Here is a 22,580-nt window from a genome sequence, read left to right on the forward strand (position 1 = left end):
CCCTGATAGAAATCAAAATATTTCAATCAAGGCCTGACCCCTCATTTCGCGACGTAGTGTGATGTTGGATGGGTGTGTCGCGAAACACAAATATGAGGTTGATCACATGGGGTCAGACCCTGATAGAAATCAAAATATTTCAATCAAGGCCTGACCCCTCATTCCGCGACGTAGTGTGATGTTGGATTGGTGTGTCGCGAAACACAATGAGGATGATCACATGGGGTGATCACATGGGGTCAGACCCTGATAGAAATCAAAGTATTTCAATCAAGGCCCGACCCCTCATTCCGCGACTTAGTGTGATGTTGGATGAATGTGTCGCGAAACACAAATATGAGGATGATCACATGGGGTCAGACCCTGATAGAAATCAAAGTATTTCAATCAAGGCCCGACCCCTCATTCCGCGACTTAGTGTGATGTTGGCTGAATGTGCCGCGAAACACAAATATGAGGATGATCACATGGGGTCAGACCCTGACAGAAATCAATATATTTCAATCAAGGCCTGACCCCTCATTCCGCGACTTAGTGTGATGTTGGATGGGCGTGTCGCGAAACACAATGAGGATGATCACATGGGGTCAGACCCTGATAGAAATCAAAACTTATAGAAATAAACATTTTCAAATCAACTTCATGCTTTTCTTAAGAAGCTTCAAGGCGGCTTCGGGATATTCTTTAGACAATACTCCAAGTGACGCCATAATATAATCATTATCCACCAGAATTTTAGCTTCAGGAGTAGGCAAAAGCTTATTACCTTTATTGCTCCTGGATACTTCTCGCATAATATCTACTCTGTTGGGCAAACGTGTTAATGCGCCGCCAGTACCTATAATATACTGGATACTCGTTAAATCTTTGCCTTCAGCCATGCGAGTTTTGCCTGAGCCACCGAAAAGATCTCTAAATGCTCCTGCATGCCGATGAGAAGATTGAACAACAGCTTCTAGGGTTAATCGTTCTACAAATTTTATTTGTAATGGTGTTTTTGGAATTGGTGGATGTGTCTCTATTAAATGTTCAAGTGTGTTCGAATTAATATTCAAATCTTGCATCAGCTTTTCTTTACCTATCAGCTCGACAATATTGAGCATATTAACATAGACCCCTAAGTCACCCTCAACCGTACGTTTCGCAGTCGGTTCAGGGTTAATCAAAATTCTGTTAATTTCTTCACTGCCCTCTGTCACTGAATGAAGATCTGTTGTTGCTCCTCCTACGTCAAAAACTATCAAATCGCCAAGTTCTTCTTTTAAAAGCTTCGCCGCTTCCATAACCGCTCCAGGCGTCGGAATAATCGGACCGTTAACCATATCTCTTACATGACTCATTCCAGGTGCGTGTACGATATGTTCCTCGAAAACATCCTGTATGACTTTTCTGGTTGGTTCCACATTTAAGACATCTATTTTGGGATAAACATTTTCTACAACATATAACAACTCAGCTTTATTACATTCTTCAAAGACTTCTTCAACATCATCTTGATTTTGTATATTTCCAGCATAGATTACAGGTACTTTTACATCCAACCCAGCTATCATTTCAGCATTGTGAAGAGCAGTGTCTCTCTCACCATAATCTACGCCACCTGCAACAAGTATAATATTTGGCATAATACTCTCAATATGTTTTAAATCACTACGCCGAAGCCGGCCAGCGGTCACTAGATGGATATTGGCACCAGCGCCAAGAGCCGCTTCTCTGGCAGCTTTAGCAGTCATATCGTAGACTAAGCCATGGACAGTCATTTTTAACCCACCTGCGGCCGAGCTAGTTGCAAGCAGCTCATTGTATTCAATATTATCAACTTTTAAATTCGTACGAAGATCATCAATTGCATTACTTAGACCAATTGTGACATCTCCATCAAGTACCGTTGTTGGTGCTTGTCCTTGGCCGACAAAAGTCGGATCAGTACTCAAATTGGTAAATGCATTTACAACAGTTGTTGTGCTCCCAATTTCAGCAACCAATACATCAAACTTCATAGTTATCCCGCCTTTATATACTATAGGGTCTAATAGTGCTGATTGGCGCCATTAACGGCCTTAACTTCAGTCGCTGACCCACAAAGAACAGTCACATAAACTGATTATAACTTGTCAGATTATCAAAGCAAATATTTATTTTACAAATTTGTATTTACATTATTAACAAAATAAAAAGCGGGGGTCAGACCCACAGCACCATGTCCATACTCCAGAACTGGCTGCCTGGGTCTGACCCCCGCTGTCCTTATATCAAATCATTACTTCTGCTTCTCTTCCCTGCACTTCACCAGGAACGTCGCCAGGTTGACACCTTTCGTGCCACGGCCAAAGCCCTCATCCATACCATTCTTACGCGCGATTTCCGGCGTAACCTGAGTGCCGCCCGCTGCGAGGCAGAGTTTGTCACGGACACCCTTCTCAATCGCATACTCGTGAAGCTTTTTCATGTTCTTGTAGTGAACATCGTCGTGTGAAATGATCGTCGAAGCGAGAATACCGTCTGCATTGAGCTCAATCGCCGCATCCACCAGCTTCTCAACCGGAACAGATGTGCCGAGATACTCAACTTCGATGCCGTACTTCTCAATGCCGCCGTGTTTAATATCAATAATCTCACGCATACCGACAGAGTGCTCATCTTCGCCTACTGTTGCAGCGACCAGGAGCATAGGTTTTTCTTCAATAATCGCACGGATTTCCTCATCAGAGAGAACCTCTGGCTCAGGCGGAATCTCCAGCTTATCGAGATCTAATTCAAAGCCCACAACACCTTTAACCTGAACGCGAGTGCCTTCTGCCGGATGCATAACTTCGAGGTGAATGACCTCAACATCTGTCAGGTTCATCTTCTTCGCAAATTCAATCGCTGCAAATTCAGCCTTGCGCTTGGAGGTTGGGAGGAAGAGGTCGATGGTGACGACACCATCGGCAAGCCACTGTACTTCTGGTTTTATAACATTGGTGTCATAATACTTAGCCACTTCTTCAATACGCTTGTCAACGTTGTCATTCTCGTCCAGCTCGTTGATGTAAACAATCTTCGAGCGGTCTTCAAGGGTACAGCCATCAATGAGCTTCGAAGGCGCGCCCACGAACTCAGCGCCGTACTGTTCTAAATTGTTGTAGCCATAGTGCGCCGTAACTGGAGCCATATAGTCCGCCTCGCGCTTGAACACCGCACCAGCGCCCACGCCGCCGTCAATCTTACGAGCGATGCCGTCGCCATTGCGCTCCGGATATTTTGCCGAGTCGACGAAGAAGCCTTTTTCGACCGCTTCAAAGTAGCCGCCTACCTCGAGAATTTCCTCCATGTAGAGCACTGCGCGCTCTTTCAATTCACGTGCAGTCTCCCTCAGGAAGCCCTCCGACTTCAACTCTACCATATCCATAAGCGCGTCCATGCCCACGAACGTCTGCTTCGCCGTGTCGCACGCCTCGATGTTGTAGACATGCCAAGGCACGTTTCTGCCCTCGTCCGGGGTGATCGTGGACTGGATGTCCGCGCTGGTGAGCTTGGAAATCATCATATTGAGAACGTGGGTAACCGTCGCTTCGCGGGAAGACGACGTGATGTACTTCGTGTTCATCTGCGCGCGCATTCTGTAACCTTCGAAGAAGTCGCGTAGCGCAACAGCATACGGGAGGTCAAATTTAAGAGCAGGTGCAGGGCTTGCCGATGGTGGCACCGTCGACAAACAGATATTTTCACGCTTCATTCCAACTTTTTCTGAGTACTTCGAGTTGATAGCGTGCTGAACGATAAGCTCCGGCATGACTTTCCAGGCCTCGCGCGCCGTAGCGTTGGCGTTGTGGGCACCGTCGATCTGGGCCATATCCGCCCAAGCCATGAGGGACTTCGACTCTGCAGCATCGATGAAGGAGCGTACCATGTTGACGTTTCTGTAGAGGACATTGTACTGTGGATCCTGGTGAGCGCCGTTGACGCCTTCTTCAGCGAACATAACAGCAACGTCCGGACCGGCGACGCCTGAAACGTATGAATGGTAGTTGATATGTCTGCCGACTTCTTCTTCAATCATATCGAGGGCTTTTCTGTGGGCTCTGACTTGCTTTCTCGTGATCGGAATGCCACCGATACCCTGCGGGGAACCTTCAATCAGGCCGTCAAAGTGGGACTGACCAGCGGTTCTGATGACCATGATATGGTCAGCGCCGTGCCATGCAGCCATGCGCATGCGACGGATATCGTCCTCAAAGCGGCCGGAAGCGATCTCAGTGGTGATAGAGTTGAGCGGTTGAGGGTCGAGATTGCCGAAGTACTGGATGTCGCAAGGAATGCCAATGCCGTTCTTAAGCGGCTCGCTGCAGTCGGCGTATTCAAAAGGTCCGAGTTTGAGACCTGGCGCGGGCTTTCTCCATGTCCAGCCGCGGCGTTTAGGCGCATAGCTCTCAAGGTCGCTGATAATGGCGCGGATATCGAGTTTTTCTGTGGCTTTAATCGTCATTATCTGTTACCTCCTTTGAACATAGTTACAGCGTCGTCCCAGAACTTACCTTCGATCAAGGCGAGACCGGCTTCACGGATAGAGATATTTTTTTCTTTGGCGATCCGGTAGATAACGTTGCCTGTGCCATGGCCAATCAAGCCGCGGTCGATGGCACCTTCAACAAGCGGTTTCGCCTCTAAGCTGGAAAAGCCCATACGAAGCAGGACGGATCTCTCGACGGATGGCGTCGTGTGAGTGCGCGCCAGTTCAAGAAGTGGATCAACCACTTTTTCAGTCAGCTGCCAGAAATAATCCTTAAGTTGTTCGTCTGTCATGTTTTTAAGGTGCTCGCGTCTCGACTGGAAGTCGTCTGCTCTTCTTTCAGAACCTTTCATGAGTAACCTCCTATTTTTTGTTTTTGCGGGTCTGACCCCGTGTGTCACCCCGGTTATCAAAGTTTTATGTCCACGCGGGTCTGACCCCATGTGTCACCCCATGTGTCAAAGTCTTATGTCCACACAGGTCTGACCCCATATGTCACTTTTAGAGTATTTCCTTCAACGCCGCTCTAACAAACGCTTCATCCGTCTTGGTCTCCACCGCAAGGAACGCGACGTCAGCATCGCAGACTTCAGTAACCTTGTTGTTAACAACAGCGTTCTTGATCAAGGACTTCCTAAGCTTTGTCATGTCGAGATCCACAGCCTTAATCATGCCTGGATTCTCCGGAATGACAATGGATTTCCCGGCAACTTCTGTTCTTGGATCCCCAAAAACAATCTCTATGCCGTTGTTTCGAGCGAAGGAAAGCTGCGAAGCATGATGTTTTCCAGCACCTGTGTACTCTGTCTCTTGAACCACGATAATCTGATCGCGATCCATCTCCTGAGCCAGAGAAAACGCCGCCGCCAGCGCCGTATTTCCTGCCGGTCCACGCTCAAGGCCTTCAATTTGAGCCATCGCTTCTGTAATATAGAAAACTTCACCCTGGTTGACCTGAAGATAGCGGTCCATGTAACGCAGCGGTCGCGCAGCAGATCGCGGCACATCCGAACGATCCGGCCAAGTTGAGAACGGAACGCCAAAACCCGTATGCCCCGTCGTAAAGGATTTCTTGTTAAACATAGTATCGCTCGCCATGTGGAGACCCGCAAGATTAACACTCGCCGCCACAATTTGTGTATTCAGTGCACCAGCCTTAATCAGGCCACGTGCCGTACCCGTCAAATTGCCGCCGCCAGCATTCGTTGCCACAACCACATCCGGGTCCCGGCCAATGCGCTCGCGCATCTGCATAATCAGTTCATAGCCAAGCGTCTCAACACCGGCAATACCAAATGGTGTATATAATGAAGCATTAAAGTATCCCGTTTCTTCCAACAAACGCAAGAATGTATAAAACAGCTCAGGTCCAACCGAAAGCTGAACTACCTCAGCACCATGTGCCTCACACTTACGAGCCTTTTCAACGATCTCAGGCTGACCAACACCTTTAGAATCGTAGCACTCCTGAACAACAATGCACTTCAGCCCCTGCATGGCAGCCTGTGAAGCCACCGCCGCGCCGTAGTTGCCGCTGGTCGCCGCAATGACACCCTTGTATCCAAGGCGCTTCGCGTGATAAACCGCCGTAGCCGCGCGCCGCTCTTTAAAACTGCCAGATGGATTGCCCGCCTCGTCCTTGACAAAAATCCTAGCGCCTTTGCCTGGTGCCGCGTACTTTCTGGCGAGCTCTGTTATATTTTTAAGTTCAAAAATCGGCGTATTTCCAACACTCGTCTGGCTCTGAATCTTCTGAATCTCCTCGAGTGTATACCCGGTTTCCTTCATCATTTTTTCATAGTCAAATGCGATCGCGCCGCTCTCAAAATCAGCATAGTCAATGCCGACCGCCTTTTTCATAATCTCATTCCGACGGCTCATGACCGCCTCGTAGGAATTATCTCTAACCTCAAAATTACTCATTGTCGTCACCTCCGAACAAAATGCTTCGAAGCTGGCATGAAATCGTCAAAAGCTCCGGCACATAATCCCCAAACGAATGTGAATACGTAGGGAACACCTCAACCAATTCCCCTGAAACGCGTCGGCCAGTCAACGTCACAACCTCAACGGTCTCGCCCATTTCCGCGTCGTTCTCAGCAATGCCCTTCACCCAAAGCTCAAGGGGCACCGCCTTTGTATCGTCAGGTACCTGCGGCGCGCGCTGAGCCGGTGTCAAAACCGTATCGTGCACTCGCACCCAATCCCCTTTTTTCGCTGCCATAGTGAACACCATCCTTTTCATCTCTAAGTCCCTGAATTGGAGATCTTCAGCTATGCTCTGATCCCCAAATTGCCCCATTAAAAGAAGTAATTATTATAGCCGATGGTCACCCATCCCACAACCGAACCCGCCTCACGAAAGTCCCCAAAAGAGACTTCGTTGGGTTATTGTGGACGAAACCGACCATCGGCAAACACAAAAAGCAGCCGGGAGTTTAACCAACTTAGCGCCAGTTAAAACCCCGGACGCACTAATCCTAACCTAAAACGTCAACTGAATTACTTGATGAAGCTTCTGAAGTCGCCCATGATCGCACGTGGAACCGGAAGGTCGATCATAGTAACGAGGCCAGGTGCCGCGTTGATGACGTGAGGGATCATGTTGACGCACATAGCGTACGTACCAATGCCGCCCTCAACTTCTGGCGTATTGGACATATTGATCGCTGGGGAACCTTTGATCGTGATGTAGTCGCCAGTGTTGGTGCCGCCCATTTCAGGCTCGATTTGCTGCGGGTGGATCATGTCGATTTTAACTTCGCCGTCGACAAAGCCTTGGCCTGTCATAGTGACGCCAGCGACGTCGCCAGCTGCCGCAAAGCCGTATGGAGACTTTCTGTCGACTTCCGTGACGATTGGGCTCATTTGCTGCTCGCACTTGTCAACTTTCCAGCCAATCGCGTCAGCGATCATTTGGATGGACTCTGCGAAGCCAACGTGGCCAGCGAGGGTGCCGTTCTTAACATTTGCATCGAAGTCAGCGAGCTTGCTGCCAACGCCTTGCTCGTGCATAACAACAGGACCAAATGGTGACAGGCTGTTGACGCGCTTAGCTTGGATGTGCTCGACATCTTCCATGCAGCCCGTCATGCAGACGACGAGAAGGTCCATCATGAGGCCAGGATTGATGCCTGTGCCAAGAACCGTGACGCCGTTCTCTTTAGCGATGCGGTCGAGCTCAGCAGCGAGCTCAGGGTTTTGAGCCTGTGGGTAAGCCATTTCTTCAGCAGTTGAAATGACGTTGATTTTCTTCTCGAGACAAGCTTTGATTCTTGGGAACGCTTCTTTTGTATAGGAATCTGTCGCCGTCATGATGACGTCGCAGCATTTCTCTGTGATAGTCGCGTCAAAGTCATTGCTGATGATGACCGGGTTACGATCGCCGCGCTCAACACCGAGGTACTCATATATATCTCTTCCAACACGCGTTGCGTTGCGGTCAACAACTGCTACGATCTCGACACCTTTTTTCTTAAGCAACATTTTAGCCATACCGCTGCCCATTGCACCGAAGCCCCAGATTGCCACTTTAACATTTGGTTTTTGCATTTTAAAAGCCACCTCCGAAAATTTACCCACGTGTGTGGGTCTTGCCAATTATATAAGCAAGCCTCGTGCCAAAACGACAAAACGCACAAAAATATCAACGATTATTTAAAAATAATTAAAAGATATTTTCCGCCGATGGTCATTTCATCCCCAACCCTCCTCATTCCGCAGCCATTCCTGCAATATATTTATTTGCACACTATTTAATGAAGGAAACCTTTCGAAAACAGGTTCAAAATCTACAATTTTCAGTTCCTTGAATTTCAAAATGAATCTATAGACAATTTAAAATTTATTATTCCAAAAATAGGTGAGCTAGGCACGCATAATTATTCTAATTTTCTGATAATATCAATATGATGGTGGGGGATTGGAGTAAAAACTCATTTACAAACGTAAAAAAGCAAAACATTTTGCGCTACCGCCGCAAAATGTTTTGCTTTTTTTCTTTTTGAAGCACGCCCGCCCAATATCCTGCGGACTCCTTCCATGCAGGTCTGACCCCGTCGGTTTATCTTTGCAGGTCCGACCCCCTCGGTCACACCCCACATAGGTCTGACCCCAACTGTTCACCCCTGCGGATCCGACCCCATCATTCAACCCAAGTAGGTCTGACCCCGCTGGTTCACCCATGCAGGTCTGACCCCAACTGCTTCAACTTATACTGCAAATTCTGCCTCGACAGACCCAGACTCTCAGCAGCCCTGGAAATATTGCCGCCGTTCAATTTCATAGCTCTTTCAATTTCCTTTTCCTCTATGCCCCGAAGGAACGCAGCCAAGGTTTGCGAACCCCTCGGCGTCATTTCTTCCTTCGCACCAGCTGAGTAGGTCTGACCCCGTAAGAGCTCCGCTACATGAGACGGAAGATGTTCCCGTCCAATCACATGCTCATCCGTCACCATATTCATGGCGGACTCGATAAAATTCTGAAGCTCGCGGACGTTGCCCGGCCAGTAATAGTCCTTGAACCACTGGGAGACCTCGCCCGAAAGCATCCAGACATCCTTATCAAGGGACTCATTATACTGGCGCACAAAATGGTCCACCAGAAGCGGGATGTCATCCTGACGCTCACACAGCAGCGGAATCTTGATATAGATGACATTCAACCTATAAAACAGGTCCTTCCTGAAAGCCCCGGACTGCATGAGTTCAAAGGGATCCTCGTTCGTGGCCGCAATAATCCTGACGTTGATCTTGATATCCTGCTGGCCGCCGACGCGCCGGACATAACTCTCCTGCAGCACCCGCAGCAGTTTCGCCTGCAGCTCTTCACTCATGGAGTTGATCTCATCGAGGAACAGCGTCCCGCCATTGGCCTGCTCAAACAGCCCAGGCCGGTCAAGCGCTCCCGTAAAACTCCCCTTCACCGAGCCAAAGAGAATACTCTCGAGCAAAGTATCCGGAATTGCCGCGCAGTTTTGCGCAATAAAAGGCTTATCCCATCGACTGCTGGCACTGTGAATACTCTGGGCAAAGAGCTCCTTGCCGGTACCGGTATCCCCGTGAATCAGAACGCTGGAAGTCGTCTCCGCAGCCCGCCGCGCGATCCGGATCGACTCCATAAAAGCCGGGCTCCGGCCAATCAAATGCTCAAAAGTATAATGAGTCCGCACCTGAAACTTGTATTTTTCAGGGTTGACCAGCTTTGCCTGAAGATCGAGAATCTTCTCGGACATATGCGTCACATCCGTGAAGTTTTTAGAAATCTCCACGGCGCCAACCAAGTCCTCACCTTCAAAAATTGGAAACGTCGTGTTCACCGTTGTAATCCGCTTTCCCTTCAGGTTCAGATAGCTCTGCATCTTCTGCCGCACCGGCTTTCGGTGGGTCATGGCCATCAGCAGCGTGCTGTTTTCCTGAGTCCAGTTTGGAAAAACCTCGAGGAGGTGCCGCCCAATGACGGTCTCCGCAGACAGCCCCTCTATTTTTTCCATAGCCTCATTGTAAGCGACAGTGACGCCTTCCCGGTTGATGATGTGGATGCCCTCTTCAATTTCCTGCAAAATATTTTGCGTCGCATAAATTAACAATTTTTGGTCCAAGGGTATTCCTCCCGACCAGAGTATTTATTCATGTACAATCTCTAAGAAATTGAAGCTGAAAACAGCATTTGCCGATGGTCTCCCAAACCACCCCAAGATCAAAGGGGCGGCAGGAAAACCATCGGCAGACTATTATTGTTTTTAAAATTTTCTAGGTGTAAATTCTAAACTTCTCGCAGAGTTCGTTGACGGCTGCGCCAATCGCTTCGTTGGACTGCTTGCCTTCGAGGGTATCCGCGATGAGTGTTGCAACCTGCTTCATTTCTTCAACGCCCATGCCGCGGGAAGTGACCGCTGCAGTACCAATGCGGATGCCGCTGGTGACAAACGGACTCTCTGTCTCAAATGGAACCGTATTTTTATTGACCGTAATGTGAACGTCGCCGAGCATCTTCTCAGCGGCTTTGCCTGTGAGACCTTTATTTCTGAGGTCGAGAAGCATCAGGTGATTGTCAGTGCCGCCGGAAACGAGCTTGAAGCCGCGCTCGATCAGACCTTCAGCAAGGGCTTGGCAGTTTTCGACGATTTTCTTCTGGTAATCCTTGAACTCGTCAGTGAGGGCTTCCTTGAAGCTGACAGCCTTCGCAGCGATAACGTGCATCAACGGACCGCCCTGGATGCCAGGGAAGATCGCTTTGTCGATGGCTTTCGCATACTCAGCTTTACAGAGGATCGCGCCGCCGCGAGGGCCGCGGAGGGTTTTATGTGTTGTGGTGGTGACGAAATCTGCGTAGTCGCAAGGGTTCTCGTGGAGACCTGCTGCAACGAGGCCGGCGATGTGCGCCATGTCGACCATGAGGAGCGCGCCGACTTCATCGGCAATTTCCTTGAATTTTTTGAAATCGATCTTTCTAGGATAAGCGCTGGCGCCTGCGACGATCATCTTAGGCTTGTGCTCGATCGCTTTCGCGCGGACATCATCATAATCGATGGTTTCAGTCTCAGGGCTGACGCCGTAATCGACGAAGTTGAAGTAGACACCGGAAATGTTGACCGGTGAACCGTGCGTCAAGTGGCCGCCGTGGGTGAGGTTCATGCCGAGGACGGTGTCACCAGGCTTCAGCATGGCGAAGTAGACGCCCAGGTTGGCGTTGGCGCCAGAGTGCGGCTGAACGTTGGCGTGCTCAGCGTTGAAGAGCTGCTTCAAACGGTCGATGGCAAGGTTCTCCACGACGTCGACGAACTCGCAGCCACCGTAGTAGCGCTTCGCAGGGTAGCCTTCTGCGTATTTGTTGGTAAAGGCGCTGCCCATAGCCTCCATAACAGCGGTGCTGACGTTGTTCTCTGACGCGATCAGCTCAAGGCCTTTCTCCTGACGTTTGTTTTCGTTCTGCAGTGCCTCGTAAACTTCAATATCCACATCTTTTAAGTGCGTATTGAGCATGTGTCTTCATCCTCCTCCAGAATTTTTGTGATTGTCATTTCATATTTTCCGCCTTCCCGCCTCGCTTTGTCATTCCTGCGAATTATGAGAAAGGTGAGAACCATCAAACTTATACCCGCTATTGCGCTCAACACCTCAACATTTTTCAGATGGCTGAGCGTCAGCTGTACAAGGCCAATCCCTGCGAACAATGCGATCAAAGGGATCACGTATACTATGAAGGCTGCTGTCAGCACTTTTTCGTCAGACAGCTCAATTTCCACTCGAGCGCCACTTTCCGCGCCGATGGGATTTTCCACCTCCACCGACATTTCCATATTTTCCTCGCCCAACTGGCAAGCGCCGCAGTCCCCTCAGGCTGCGTGCCTGGTCAGCTGAACCACGGCCCTCTGCCCTAAGGCCTCCGTGACAACACCATGTCTGATCACTGATTTTTCGCTCCTTTAATGCTTAAGACCAATGCAGGTCTCATTAGCGGGTCTGACCCCGTCTGTTCACCCAGAGTACAGCGGGTCTGACCCCGCCTGTTCACCCCGTCTGTTCTGTCAATTCGACCGCGTCATTATTTCTGTACTGCGGCCTCAGCCTCAGAAACCTCAGCACCCGCTGCCAGCTTCACCTGAACCGAAAGCTCGTCCAATTGATCCTCATCTACCCAAGATGGCGCGTCCGTCATCAGACAGCTCGCATTCTGAGTTTTAGGAAAAGCTATAACTTCTCGAATATTTTCACTGCCGGTAATCAGCATGACCAGCCGATCCAATCCAAAGGCTATTCCTCCATGTGGAGGTGTACCGTATTTAAATGCTTCGAGCAGGAATCCAAATTTTTCTTGAGCCTTCTCGTCAGAGAATCCAAGCGCTCTAAACATACTCTTTTGGACTTCAGATTTGTGGATCCGGATACTTCCGCCGCCAATCTCAAAGCCGTTCAAGACAATATCATAGGCTTTCGCTCTTGCCGCACCCGGGTCTGACCCCAGCAGTTCAAGATCTTCATCCCTAGGAGATGTAAACGGATGGTGTTTTGCGACAAAGCGGCCAGACTCTTCATCATACTCAAAGAGCGGGAAGTCTGTCACCCATAGGAAATTAAAGGTATCTTTCGGAATAATATCAAGTTTTTTCGCTACCTCTTGTCTGAGACTGCCAAGGCTGTCAAAGACTACTTGAGGCTTGTCAGCTACAAAGACGAGAATGTCGCCGGTTTCACCCTGCATTTTCTCAATAAGCGCTGTCATTTGTTCTTCAGTGAAGAACTTGGTGATTGGCGAATTCAGACCATCAGCGCTTAGACGAATCCAGGCCAAACCCTTTGCACCATAGGTCTTGACGAACTCGCCAAGTTTATCGATTTCTTTTCTGCTGATATGATCCGATGCACCTTTGAGGTTAATCCCGCGGACATCACCTTGGTTCGCGACCGCATCTGTAAAGACTTTGAACCCACATTCAGCTGCAATATCATTTAAGTGAACGAGCTCAAGCCCATATCTCGTGTCCGGCTTATCACTGCCGTAACGTGTCATGGCCTCATCAAAGGTTAGTCGTGGGAAAGGCAATGCAGGTCTGACCCCCATGGTCTCTTCCATAACTTTCGCCAATAACCTTTCATTCACTTCCATGACATCCTCAGGCTCGACAAAAGACATCTCAATATCAATTTGCGTAAACTCAGGCTGACGATCCGCTCGTAAATCCTCATCCCTGAAACACTTCGTTATTTGATAATACTTGTCAAATCCTGACACCATTAAAATCTGTTTAAACAGCTGAGGCGATTGCGGTAAGGCATAAAACTTACCAGGATTAACTCGGCTTGGTACCAAATAGTCGCGAGCGCCTTCCGGGGTTGGCTTAGTCAACACAGGTGTTTCAAAATCTATAAAACCTTCCTGCTCGAGAAAATTCCGGACAATCTGGGTCACACGGCTTCTCAGTCTCAGTTTTTGCTGCATCTTTGGCTTTCTGAGATCCAGGTAGCGGTATTTTAACCTTAAACGTTCACCAGCATCGTCATCATCCTGAACGTGAATAGGCGGAATCTCGGATTCGTTAATAATAACGAGATTGTCTGCGAAAACTTCGATTCTTCCTGTTGGAATTGTATTATTGATAGATTCTCTTAAGCGAACTGTGCCCTGAACTTCAATGACAAATTCACCACGAAGTGTTTCTGCCAGATCAAAAGCCTCCTGAGATACTGCAGTGTCAAATACGATCTGTGCAATCCCCTCACGGTCTCTTAAATCGACAAAGATAAGTCCGCCAAGATTTCGCTTCCTTTGTACCCAACCCTTCAGTACAACCGTCGAACCAATGTGTTCATCTCTCAGAACACCGCAATAATGTGTGCGTTTCACAGCCATTCCCTCCGTTTGATTGTATTTGACTAAGATTAGAGAAAAACAGCCACCTGAACCTTGAAGTTATTTTAGTATTTAAAAAACATTTTAAGTCATATTTCATTTTTCTTCAAGTGAAATTTTGCGGGTCTGACCCCGTCTGTTCAAGGCGGCCAAAAACATTGTTACTTTCTTACAAAACCATCTCTCAAAGCAAAATTTGATTCCGGATCTAATTCCCCCTCGTGATCGCACCACCCAATACAAATAAAAAAACCCGTCACTAAGCAATGCTTAGGGACGAGTCTGTATACCCGCGGTGCCACCCTAATTGGAATAAACCCTCTTATCGACACTCAAGACCTCACAAAAACGGTTGTCCTTCACTGACGTCATGGATCACCAGGCTTTCACCCGCCCCCGGTTCGCTGTTGGATATAACGCAGTTACTCTTATCCGTAGTCTTGAATATTTAGTTATATCTATTATAGAGAATCACCTAAGACGTGTCAACCACTCAATTTTTTGCTCAATTAAGGCATCAATCCGCCCAATATAATCCTCAACACCTTTAGCATTTGCCAACCGCTCGACACTGCCGTCAAGATCCGACGCCAGCTTTGAGACCGACCCAGCACCAATCGCGACAATGGAATGCCGATCCCCCATCATCCTGATATTATACAGACATTTATGATCAGGCAGGGTCAGACCTACGTTCTCCAAATTCCCCACCATATTCTTCTGACGGTAAAGATAATAAGGCTCATACCCAGCCTCAGCAAATGTCCCCAGCGCAGTCTCATACATCTGATCAACCTCAAAGGCAGAAGCCGCAAGCCCCTGTTCATACGCCCCCCGATCCTCATTCAGCCTCGACGCCCGCTTGACCGCAAGCGTGTGCACCGTAATGTTCTCAGGCTTAAGTGACCGAATCACCTCCGCCGTATGCGCGACGTCCTCAATCGTCTCTCCAGGCAGTCCCACGATCAGATCCGCGTTGATCACATCAAATCCAAACCCACGCGCCAGCTTAAACGCCTCAATAATTGCTGATGAATCGTGGTCCCGCCCGATCCGCCTCAACGTCGCATCCGTCATAGTCTGTGGATTGATGCACACCCGGCTGACCCCGTACCGCTTCATATCCCGCAGTTTCTTCTCCGTAATCGTATCCGGCCGCCCAGCCTCCACCGTATATTCCCGCAGCCCACCGGCTACAAAGCTCAATGGCTTTACCAGGTGCCTGTCCACCGCGTCGAGCAAGCTCTCAAATTCCGTCTCATTTAGGCTCGTAGGTGTCCCGCCTCCAATATAAACGCAGTCCACCACATACCCATGCTCTAAAAGAAATTTGCCGATGGTCACAATTTCCCCCACCATCGCCTCCAAATACGCCGGTACCAAATGACCCTTTTGCTTCAGTGGATTGGAAGGAAAACTGCAATACAAGCACCTAGACACACAGAATGGGATGCATAAATAAAGAGACATCCTTTCGTGATCCTGTTCTAAAATATCAACTTCATGACTGGCCACCTTCATAGCCAGTTGGATTTTCTCATCCGAAACCCTATAATGTTTTTTCAAGTAATCGCGAATATGAATCGTATCTTCAACCCCGGAATCAATTAAATCATGCACAATTTTAACAGGTCTGATCCCCGTTAAAATCCCCCACCCGGTTTTTGCCTCATACCTTTGCTTCATCAAGTCAAAGAACGCAAGCTTGACCATGTTTTTTATGGGATTCTTGCCAATAAAGTCGATTAGCTCAGAAAATTTCAAGCGAACTGCGGAATAATCCTCAGCACCCTCACCTTCCCCATCAAAACACGCCTCAATCCCATCCGCATCCCTCTTAAAACAAACAAATATGCAGGTCTGACCCCGTCTGTCCTTCAAAACATCCATGCAGGTCTGACCCCGTCTGTCACCACCCCGTCTGTCACCATTGCAGGTCTGACCCCGTCTGTTCGTCACTTCTTCATCCTCGCAGGTCTGACCCCGCCTGTCCATTTCTTCTTCAACCTCCGCCCCCCAAACAAAGAGACCTGCGAGCACGCGCAGGTCTTGTAGGCAGCTGTTACGATCAAAGTTTGTCTCAAACCCGTCAAAGCCCTCAAAATATACAGAAATCCGGATCAAGTCCAGCGCCCCCTTAAAAATGGGTTGCCAAAACGCTCTTTGCTTATCGTACTCGCAGGCCCGTGACCAGGCAGTACCACCAGATCATCAGACCGCGTCAGCAATTTTTTTGCAATCGAGTCAATCAAAGTGTCATAATCGCCGCCAGTCAAATCCGTACGTCCAATTGACCCTGCAAATAGGGTATCCCCAGTGATCAAGAAATTCTCAACCACGAAGCACACGCCACCCTTGGAATGCCCCGGCGTATGAATCACCTCAACCTTCAGATCCCCCACCGTCAAAAAATCACCATCTTCAAAAGTAAAATCCGGCTCAATCCCCACTGTCGGACCCGTCATCTGGCTCGACAGATTAATGGAAGCATTAGCCAGCATTTCAAGATCGCCCTTATGCACGCCAACCTTCAAAGGATAATATTGTTTAAGCTCAGGCACTCCCATTATGTGATCCCCGTGGGCATGGGTCAGCAAAATATAAACCGGTTCAATGCTATTCTCTTCCAAATAACGTGAAATTTTATCGACGCTGCCGCCCGGATCAACAACAACTCCTTTTCCCGTCGTTTCTGACGAGATTATATAGCAATTGGCAGCATACACACCCGCTGGAATTCTCTCGATTTTCACAACAAAACACTCCCTATCCGCTTAAAATCACATAAAATAAGCGCCTAAAGGCGCTTATAATCTTTTTCTTGCACCAAGTCCATCAACTCGTGCAGCCTCACAACTTCTATACCCTAATGTCGGCTCAGGGCATCATTTTTCAAACAAAAAACAACCTATCCAAACAACAAATTTCGACAAAATCAAACCAAAGCAAACCAATCCGCCCTAAAACAGCTTATGACTGTCCAGCAAGATAGTCACAGGCCCATCATTCAGGATATCCACCATCATATGCGCTTGAAACTGCCCGGTTTCCACTTTGACCCCCAGCGCCGCAATGCGCGACACCAAGGTCTCATACATGGCATTTGCCATCTCCGGCCTCGCCGCATCCGTAAAACCCGGCCGACGCCCCTTGCGCGCGTCCCCCAGCAAAGTGAACTGCGACACCACCAAAAGCTCCCCGCTCACATCAAGCAGCGACAAATTCATCTTCCCATCCGCGTCCTCAAAAATCCGAAGATTAGGAATCTTGTCCACCATGTAGTCGAGATCCTTATCCGTATCTTTTTCCTCAACACCTAAAAGCACCATCAGGCCGTGACCAATCTCTCCGGTCACCCGCTCATCCACAGTAACCGACGACCGCCTGACGCGCTGAATCACTGCGCGCATCACAAACCTCCATAATCCATCTAAGACGTTACCCGCTTGACCTCAATGATCTCCGGCATATTCTGGATCTTCTTGATCAGCTTCACCAGCTGCTCCGAATCATTGATCTCCACCGTCAGGTTAATAATCGCCATATTGTTTTTCGTCAGCTTCGCGTTAACCCCCGTCACCGTCAGGTTGAACTCCGAAATCAGCACGGTAATCTCCCCGAGGAGCCCTTTTCGGTCCGGCGCAATAATCTGAATCTCAGACGAATACGCCGCCTGTTTCCCGCGGTTGTCCCAGGACACCTCAATAAACCGGCTGGTCGCATCCTCCGTCTTTTCGAAATTGGTGCAGTCCTTGCGGTGAATCGTCACACCACGGCCCCGCGTGATATACCCAATAATGTCATCCCCCGGCACCGGGCTGCAGCACTTCGCGAACCGAACCAGAATATCGTCATAGCCTTCAAGGATAATACCATTTGCCGATGGTTTCGTCTTCCGCTCCTTACCCTCATGAATCTCGCTGGAAACGTGCCCCCCAGCCGGAATATCGCTTGGCAGCAACGGCTTTTTCACCGTCGCCTTATATTTTTCGCGAAGCTTCGGCACAATCTGATTCAGCATGATCCCGCCATAGCCCAGCGCCGCGTACATATCTTCCACCGAATGCAAGCTTAGACGAGACAAAATTGGCTCCAGCCACTCATCTTTCATGAGCTCTTTAACTTGAAGCCCGTTGCGCTTCACTTCACGCTCAAACATCTCGCGTCCCTTGTCAACATTTTCCTCGCGTCGCTCTTTTTTGAACCACTGTTTGATCTTATTCTTGGCCTGCGTACTCACCACGAATTTCAACCAGTCCCGGCTTGGCCCCTGTGAAGCGTTGGACGTCAGAATTTCAATAATCTGCCCGTTCGCGAGCTTATAATTCAGCGGCACAATCCGCCCGCTGACCTTCGCGCCCACGCACTTGTTGCCCACCGCGGAGTGAATCTTGTAGGCAAAATCCACCGGGGTAGAGCCCACCGGAAGCTCAATAACTTCGCCATTCGGAGTGAATACAAATACTTGATTCGTAAACAGGTCAATTTTCAGGGATTCCATGAACTCCCGCGGATCATTCAAATCCCGCTGCCATTCCATCATTTGACGCAGCCAGGCGAGACGCTTTTCCATGTCATCCTGACTCGTATTCTCAAGACCCTCTTTGTATTTCCAGTGGGCCGCAATACCAAACTCAGCAATTCTATGCATCTCAATAGTCCGAATCTGAATTTCAAACGGCTCACCTTGAGAGCCTATAACGGTCGTATGCAGCGACTGGTACATATTGGGCTTCGGCATAGCTATATAATCTTTGAATCGACCCGGAATAGGTTTCCAAAGATTGTGCACGATCCCCAGCACGCCATAGCAGTCCTTGATGGAATCCACCAGAACCCGGATCGCTGTCAGATCATAGATCTCTTCGAAATTCTTGTTTTGATAAATCATTTTTTTATAAATGCTATAAAAATTCTTCGGTCTCCCGACGATCTCACACTCAATCTGAACTTCCTTCAGCGATTCGCGGATATCCTTGATGACGCTGTTGATGTAGCTTTCACGCTCTTCCCGCTTGCGGTTGACCTTCGTCACCAGATCGTAATACCCTTCCGGATCCAAATACAAAAAGCTGAGGTCCTCAAGCTCCCATTTCAACCGCGAAATACCCAGCCGGTGCGCAATAGGCGCGTAAATCTCCAGGGTCTCCTGAGCCTTCTCACGCTTCTTTGAGTCCGTCATGTATTTGAGTGTTCGCATGTTGTGCAGCCGGTCCGCAAGCTTAATCAGAATAACCCGAATGTCCTTGGCCATGGCCAGAAACATCTTCCTGAGATTCTCCGCCTGGGCCTCTTCCTTCGTTTCATACTGAATTTGACCGAGCTTCGTCACCCCGTCCACCAGCAACGCCACCTGACGGCCAAACTCCTTCTCAAGTTCCCCAAAGGTATAACGCGTATCCTCAATGACATCATGAAGCAGCCCCGCGATCACAGTATCCTCATCGAGTTCCAGCTCCGCCAGAATCAGTGATACCTGCACCGGGTGCGTAAAATAAGATTCCCCCGACTTCCTTAACTGTCCGCTGTGGGCGGACTCCCCAAACTGATACGCCTTGATAATACGGTCCATATTCAGGTAAGGATTAAATTGTTCCAGCTTCATAATAAAACTTTCCAGGTTCATCTCGTTCACCACACCTTCTGTGACATGCTAACACTGTCATCCAACTTTATTTAAAAGATTTTTTTAGCCGATGGTCACTAAACCCCCATCTCCGCTTTCGAAAAAGGCCCGCTAGAAATAAACTCCTGCGGGCTTCAGGGGCAACCGACATGTTGAAACCCTGAGATTCGAAATCTCTTGAATTAATAGTGCACCAGGGATTCCGTCCGGCACTCGCCAAGCTTTTCCCGCCCATTAAGGAACGTGAGCTCAATGAGGAAAACACAACCCACCACTTCAGCGCCGAACTCCCCAACCATCCGAATGATGGATTCCACTGTGCCGCCGGTTGCCAGCAAATCGTCCGCAATCAGCACCCGGGCTCCGGGTTTGATGGCATCCTTGTGAATTTCAAGGATGTCCGTGCCGTATTCCAAATCGTACTCAAATCGGTAAGTTTCATAAGGCAGCTTCCCCGGTTTTCTAACGGGGACGAACGCTTTCTTCGCAGCGTAGGCAATTGGTGCGCCAATCAGAAAGCCCCGGGCCTCAGGTCCGAGCACGACGTCAAATTCCACATCCTGTACTGATGCCAGCATTTTGTCAATGGCATAAGCGTAAGCTTCTCCATCTGCAAGCAGCGTCGTGACATCTTTAAAACTGATGCCTTCTTTTGGGAAATCCTGAATTTCTCTGATCTTGCCTTTCAGGTCCATGAGAATCCTCCTGAGAAACTTTAAATTAGACTATATTAGTTTATCAAAATTTCGACAAATGTCAAAGTCTTTGTATACAGTCTTTGTGGGCTGTCATTGAGTTCTTGCTCCATATCTCATCATTTACTTTTTTCAGCCTCTGGTCCATTCCGTCAAAGCAGAAAATAAAGGCGATGCAGTCAAATCAATCTTTGATGCAACCGGACGAATTTTATATTTGCCAACACCTTCACCTTCAATTAAACCGGCAGATTCCAGAATCCTCAGCGCCAGAAGCGTTTCAAGATTAAATGGCTTGATGAGCGATTCCCCGTTTCGGATCGAAAGGTACAGACTTTTCAATTTGTCCCGGTTGGGTACCACAGCAGCGGCTTCTTTTTTAAGATCGTAACCTGGTGGATCCAGACAAACGGCGCCCTTATGATGTGTCGCGGGACAAAGGATAAGCGCTTTTTCAGGTGATGCCTGACCGCCGCGATCCATCCAGCGATGATAGAACGACAGCCACCCCTGCAGAGAGTATGCTACGAACGTTTCAGGTTCGAAACGGATTGGGCTTTCGACTTCCGTTTTAATGGATGAGGACACTTGTTGAAACTGATATGCCTGGTGAATGATGGCTTCTGCTTTCGTTCTATTAAAGAATTCCAGATCCGCCTCATCAAAATGGAGGGACGGCTCGTGAATGCGAATATCCCGAGTGTCAAACTGGATCGACTTGACCCCTCTGAATTCGTTTTCCTCTACAGTAACCAGGGCGTCGAAGCGCATTTTGGTCTTTAACGGTTCGAAGATCTCCGAATTGCGGAAGTTGACCAGGTCGAAGTTGCGAAGACCATCGGAAGCCAGCACTTTAAGATAAGTCTTGACCCGTCCTATTGTCATGACTTTCTCGGTGATGAGGTCGTTGACCCGGAACAAGGGCTTTGGATTACCCACGCCAAAGGGCTCGAGCTTTTTAAGCAGGTCTGTCAGCTCGAATCGGATAGCTTCCTTGTTCAGCGTCGCCTCGACGCGGTAAAGGGGCTTGAAGTCCTCAGCGGTCAGGTGCTCAGAGGCGTATGAGATCAGCCGCTTTTCCAGTTCTGGTAGCTGGGCTGCTTCCAGCGTCATGCCGGCAGCCTGCTCGTGGCCGCCAAACTTGGAAAAAAGATCCGAGACGCTTTGTAACGCCTCGAACAGGTTAAAGCCCTCGATGCTGCGGCCGCTTCCCTTAGCGATCCCGTTTTCAACGCCAAAGACGACGACTGGCCTGTGATACCGTTCCACGATCCTCGACGCCACAATGCCAATGACACCCCCGTGCCAGCCTTCGCCGCTTACGATCAGGAAAGGCGGCAGTTGTAGGTCTGGTTGATTTGGATCGCGTTTAAGCTCCACCTGAGTGATGGCCGCTTCCACGATCTCGCGCTCAATCTCTTGACGCTGCTCATTCATTTCGACCAGCTGCTTGGCAATTTCGGCGGCTTCAAGGGGGTCATCCGTCACCAGAAGCTTCACGCCGAGCATTGGATCTGCGATTCGACCTGCTGCATTCAGCTTTGGTCCCAAAATGAATCCAATGTGTCCGGCGGTGATTTTCTTTCCTGTCATGTCTGTCGCTTCCATGAGGGCTCTCATGCCGATCTGACTGGTTTCGGACATGGTTGACAGCCCGTGATGGACAATGATTCGATTTTCACCGAGCAGTGGCGCGACATCCGCAACCGTTCCAAAAGCAGAAATCTCCAGAAGTTCCGTCCTAATATCTGCAAATTTGTCTTCCAGCAGGGCTTCAGCTATTCGGAGTGCAATTCCGGCGCCCGCCAAATGTTTATAAGGGTATGGGCAGCCAGGCTGCTTGGGATTAAGGATGGCAAAGGCGTCTGGAAGAATGGCATGAGGTTCGTGGTGATCTGTGATGATCAAGTCCACGCCGCTCTCCTTGCAAATCTCTGCCTCCACTGTAGAGGTAATGCCGCAGTCTACTGTTATGATGACCCTTGCACCATCCGCAATCAAAGACTTTATAGCTTCGGCGTTCAGTCCGTAGCCTTCGTCATGCCGGTCCGGTATATAGTAGCGCACAGGTACCTGCAAGTGCCTGAAGGCCCTCACAAGAATGGATATACTCGTCATGCCGTCCACATCATAATCCCCGTAAACGACGATCTTCTCCCCCGCCGCCACCGCTTTTTTTATCCGATGAACAGCCGGGGTCAGACCTAGCATACTATCCGGAAGCGCCAAGTCTTCCAATCTTGGATTCAAGAAGGTATCCTTGTCGGTAAGATCAACCCCGCGAGCGCTCAGCAGGCTGTCTGTTAAAATGTCTAAGTCAATCAGATCCTCAGATGACATTTCATTCTTTTTCGAAACCCAGCGGGTCTTATTTGAAAGCATTCCATCGTTCCTTTTTAAATAAATTTTCGATTAC

General features: G+C 49.0%; 15 protein-coding genes and 1 pseudogene. All 16 read right to left on the reverse strand.

Annotation, left to right across the window (positions count from 1 at the left end; all coding sequences use genetic code 11):
• Window positions 1-629 precede the first annotated feature (629 nt).
• Window positions 630-2,000: a GlmL-related ornithine degradation protein gene (locus OEL90_RS13025; protein WP_300689249.1), complete on the reverse strand. Its 1,371-nt coding sequence runs from the start codon at window positions 1,998-2,000 to the stop codon at window positions 630-632.
• Window positions 2,001-2,260: 260 nt separating this feature from the next.
• Window positions 2,261-4,468 (reverse strand): D-ornithine 4,5-aminomutase subunit OraE, encoded by a 2,208-nt coding sequence (oraE, locus tag OEL90_RS13030; protein ID WP_300689251.1) that lies wholly within the window; start codon window positions 4,466-4,468, stop codon window positions 2,261-2,263.
• Window positions 4,468-4,845 carry an ornithine aminomutase subunit alpha gene (locus OEL90_RS13035; RefSeq protein ID WP_300689253.1) on the reverse strand — a complete coding sequence of 126 codons (378 nt, stop codon included), beginning with the start codon at window positions 4,843-4,845 and terminating at the stop codon, window positions 4,468-4,470. Before OEL90_RS13035 ends, oraE begins: the two co-directional genes overlap by 1 nt.
• 148 nt (window positions 4,846-4,993) lie before the next feature.
• A complete protein-coding gene (gene ortB, locus OEL90_RS13040) occupies window positions 4,994-6,415 on the reverse strand; it encodes a 2-amino-4-oxopentanoate thiolase subunit OrtB (RefSeq protein WP_300689255.1) in 1,422 nt (473 codons plus the stop codon).
• Window positions 6,408-6,716: a 2-amino-4-oxopentanoate thiolase subunit OrtA gene (gene ortA / locus OEL90_RS13045; RefSeq protein ID WP_300689257.1), complete on the reverse strand. Its 309-nt coding sequence runs from the start codon at window positions 6,714-6,716 to the stop codon at window positions 6,408-6,410. Before ortA ends, ortB begins: the two co-directional genes overlap by 8 nt.
• A 278-nt stretch (window positions 6,717-6,994) precedes the next feature.
• The gene (ord, locus tag OEL90_RS13050) at window positions 6,995-8,044 is read right to left on the reverse strand and encodes a 2,4-diaminopentanoate dehydrogenase (protein WP_300689259.1); all 1,050 of its coding nucleotides are present in this window, start codon (window positions 8,042-8,044) and stop codon (window positions 6,995-6,997) included.
• A gap of 625 nt (window positions 8,045-8,669) precedes the next feature.
• Window positions 8,670-10,091, reverse strand: coding sequence for a sigma-54 interaction domain-containing protein (locus tag OEL90_RS13055; RefSeq protein ID WP_291404103.1), 1,422 nt, complete (start codon window positions 10,089-10,091; stop codon window positions 8,670-8,672).
• A 151-nt stretch (window positions 10,092-10,242) separates the two neighbouring features.
• On the reverse strand, window positions 10,243-11,475 hold the full coding sequence (glyA, locus tag OEL90_RS13060; RefSeq protein WP_291404105.1) for a serine hydroxymethyltransferase: 1,233 nt from the start codon (window positions 11,473-11,475) through the stop codon (window positions 10,243-10,245).
• Window positions 11,457-11,813 (reverse strand): annotated as a pseudogene (locus OEL90_RS13065) (SoxR reducing system RseC family protein); the annotation flags it as partial. The pseudogene OEL90_RS13065 and the gene glyA, both read right to left, overlap by 19 nt.
• A gap of 224 nt (window positions 11,814-12,037) precedes the next feature.
• Window positions 12,038-13,843 (reverse strand): aspartate--tRNA ligase, encoded by a 1,806-nt coding sequence (aspS, locus tag OEL90_RS13070; protein ID WP_291404107.1) that lies wholly within the window; start codon window positions 13,841-13,843, stop codon window positions 12,038-12,040.
• 471 nt (window positions 13,844-14,314) lie between these two features.
• Complete coding sequence (gene hemZ / locus OEL90_RS13075) at window positions 14,315-15,967, reverse strand: coproporphyrinogen dehydrogenase HemZ (RefSeq protein WP_291404109.1); 1,653 nt, start codon at window positions 15,965-15,967, stop codon at window positions 14,315-14,317.
• A complete protein-coding gene (locus tag OEL90_RS13080) occupies window positions 15,964-16,596 on the reverse strand; it encodes an MBL fold metallo-hydrolase (RefSeq protein WP_291404111.1) in 633 nt (210 codons plus the stop codon). Before OEL90_RS13080 ends, hemZ begins: the two co-directional genes overlap by 4 nt.
• Window positions 16,597-16,803: 207 nt before the next feature.
• Window positions 16,804-17,253: a D-aminoacyl-tRNA deacylase gene (gene dtd / locus OEL90_RS13085; RefSeq protein WP_291404113.1), complete on the reverse strand. Its 450-nt coding sequence runs from the start codon at window positions 17,251-17,253 to the stop codon at window positions 16,804-16,806.
• 20 nt (window positions 17,254-17,273) lie between these two features.
• The gene (locus tag OEL90_RS13090; protein ID WP_291404115.1) at window positions 17,274-19,469 is read right to left on the reverse strand and encodes a RelA/SpoT family protein; all 2,196 of its coding nucleotides are present in this window, start codon (window positions 19,467-19,469) and stop codon (window positions 17,274-17,276) included.
• A gap of 182 nt (window positions 19,470-19,651) precedes the next feature.
• Window positions 19,652-20,164: an adenine phosphoribosyltransferase gene (locus tag OEL90_RS13095; RefSeq protein WP_291404117.1), complete on the reverse strand. Its 513-nt coding sequence runs from the start codon at window positions 20,162-20,164 to the stop codon at window positions 19,652-19,654.
• 132 nt (window positions 20,165-20,296) lie between these two features.
• Complete coding sequence (gene recJ, locus OEL90_RS13100) at window positions 20,297-22,546, reverse strand: single-stranded-DNA-specific exonuclease RecJ (protein ID WP_291404119.1); 2,250 nt, start codon at window positions 22,544-22,546, stop codon at window positions 20,297-20,299.
• Window positions 22,547-22,580: the final 34 nt, after the last annotated feature.

The sequence above is a fragment of the Acidaminobacter sp. genome (assembly GCF_030247605.1).
GTDB lineage: Bacteria > Bacillota > Clostridia > Peptostreptococcales > Acidaminobacteraceae > Acidaminobacter.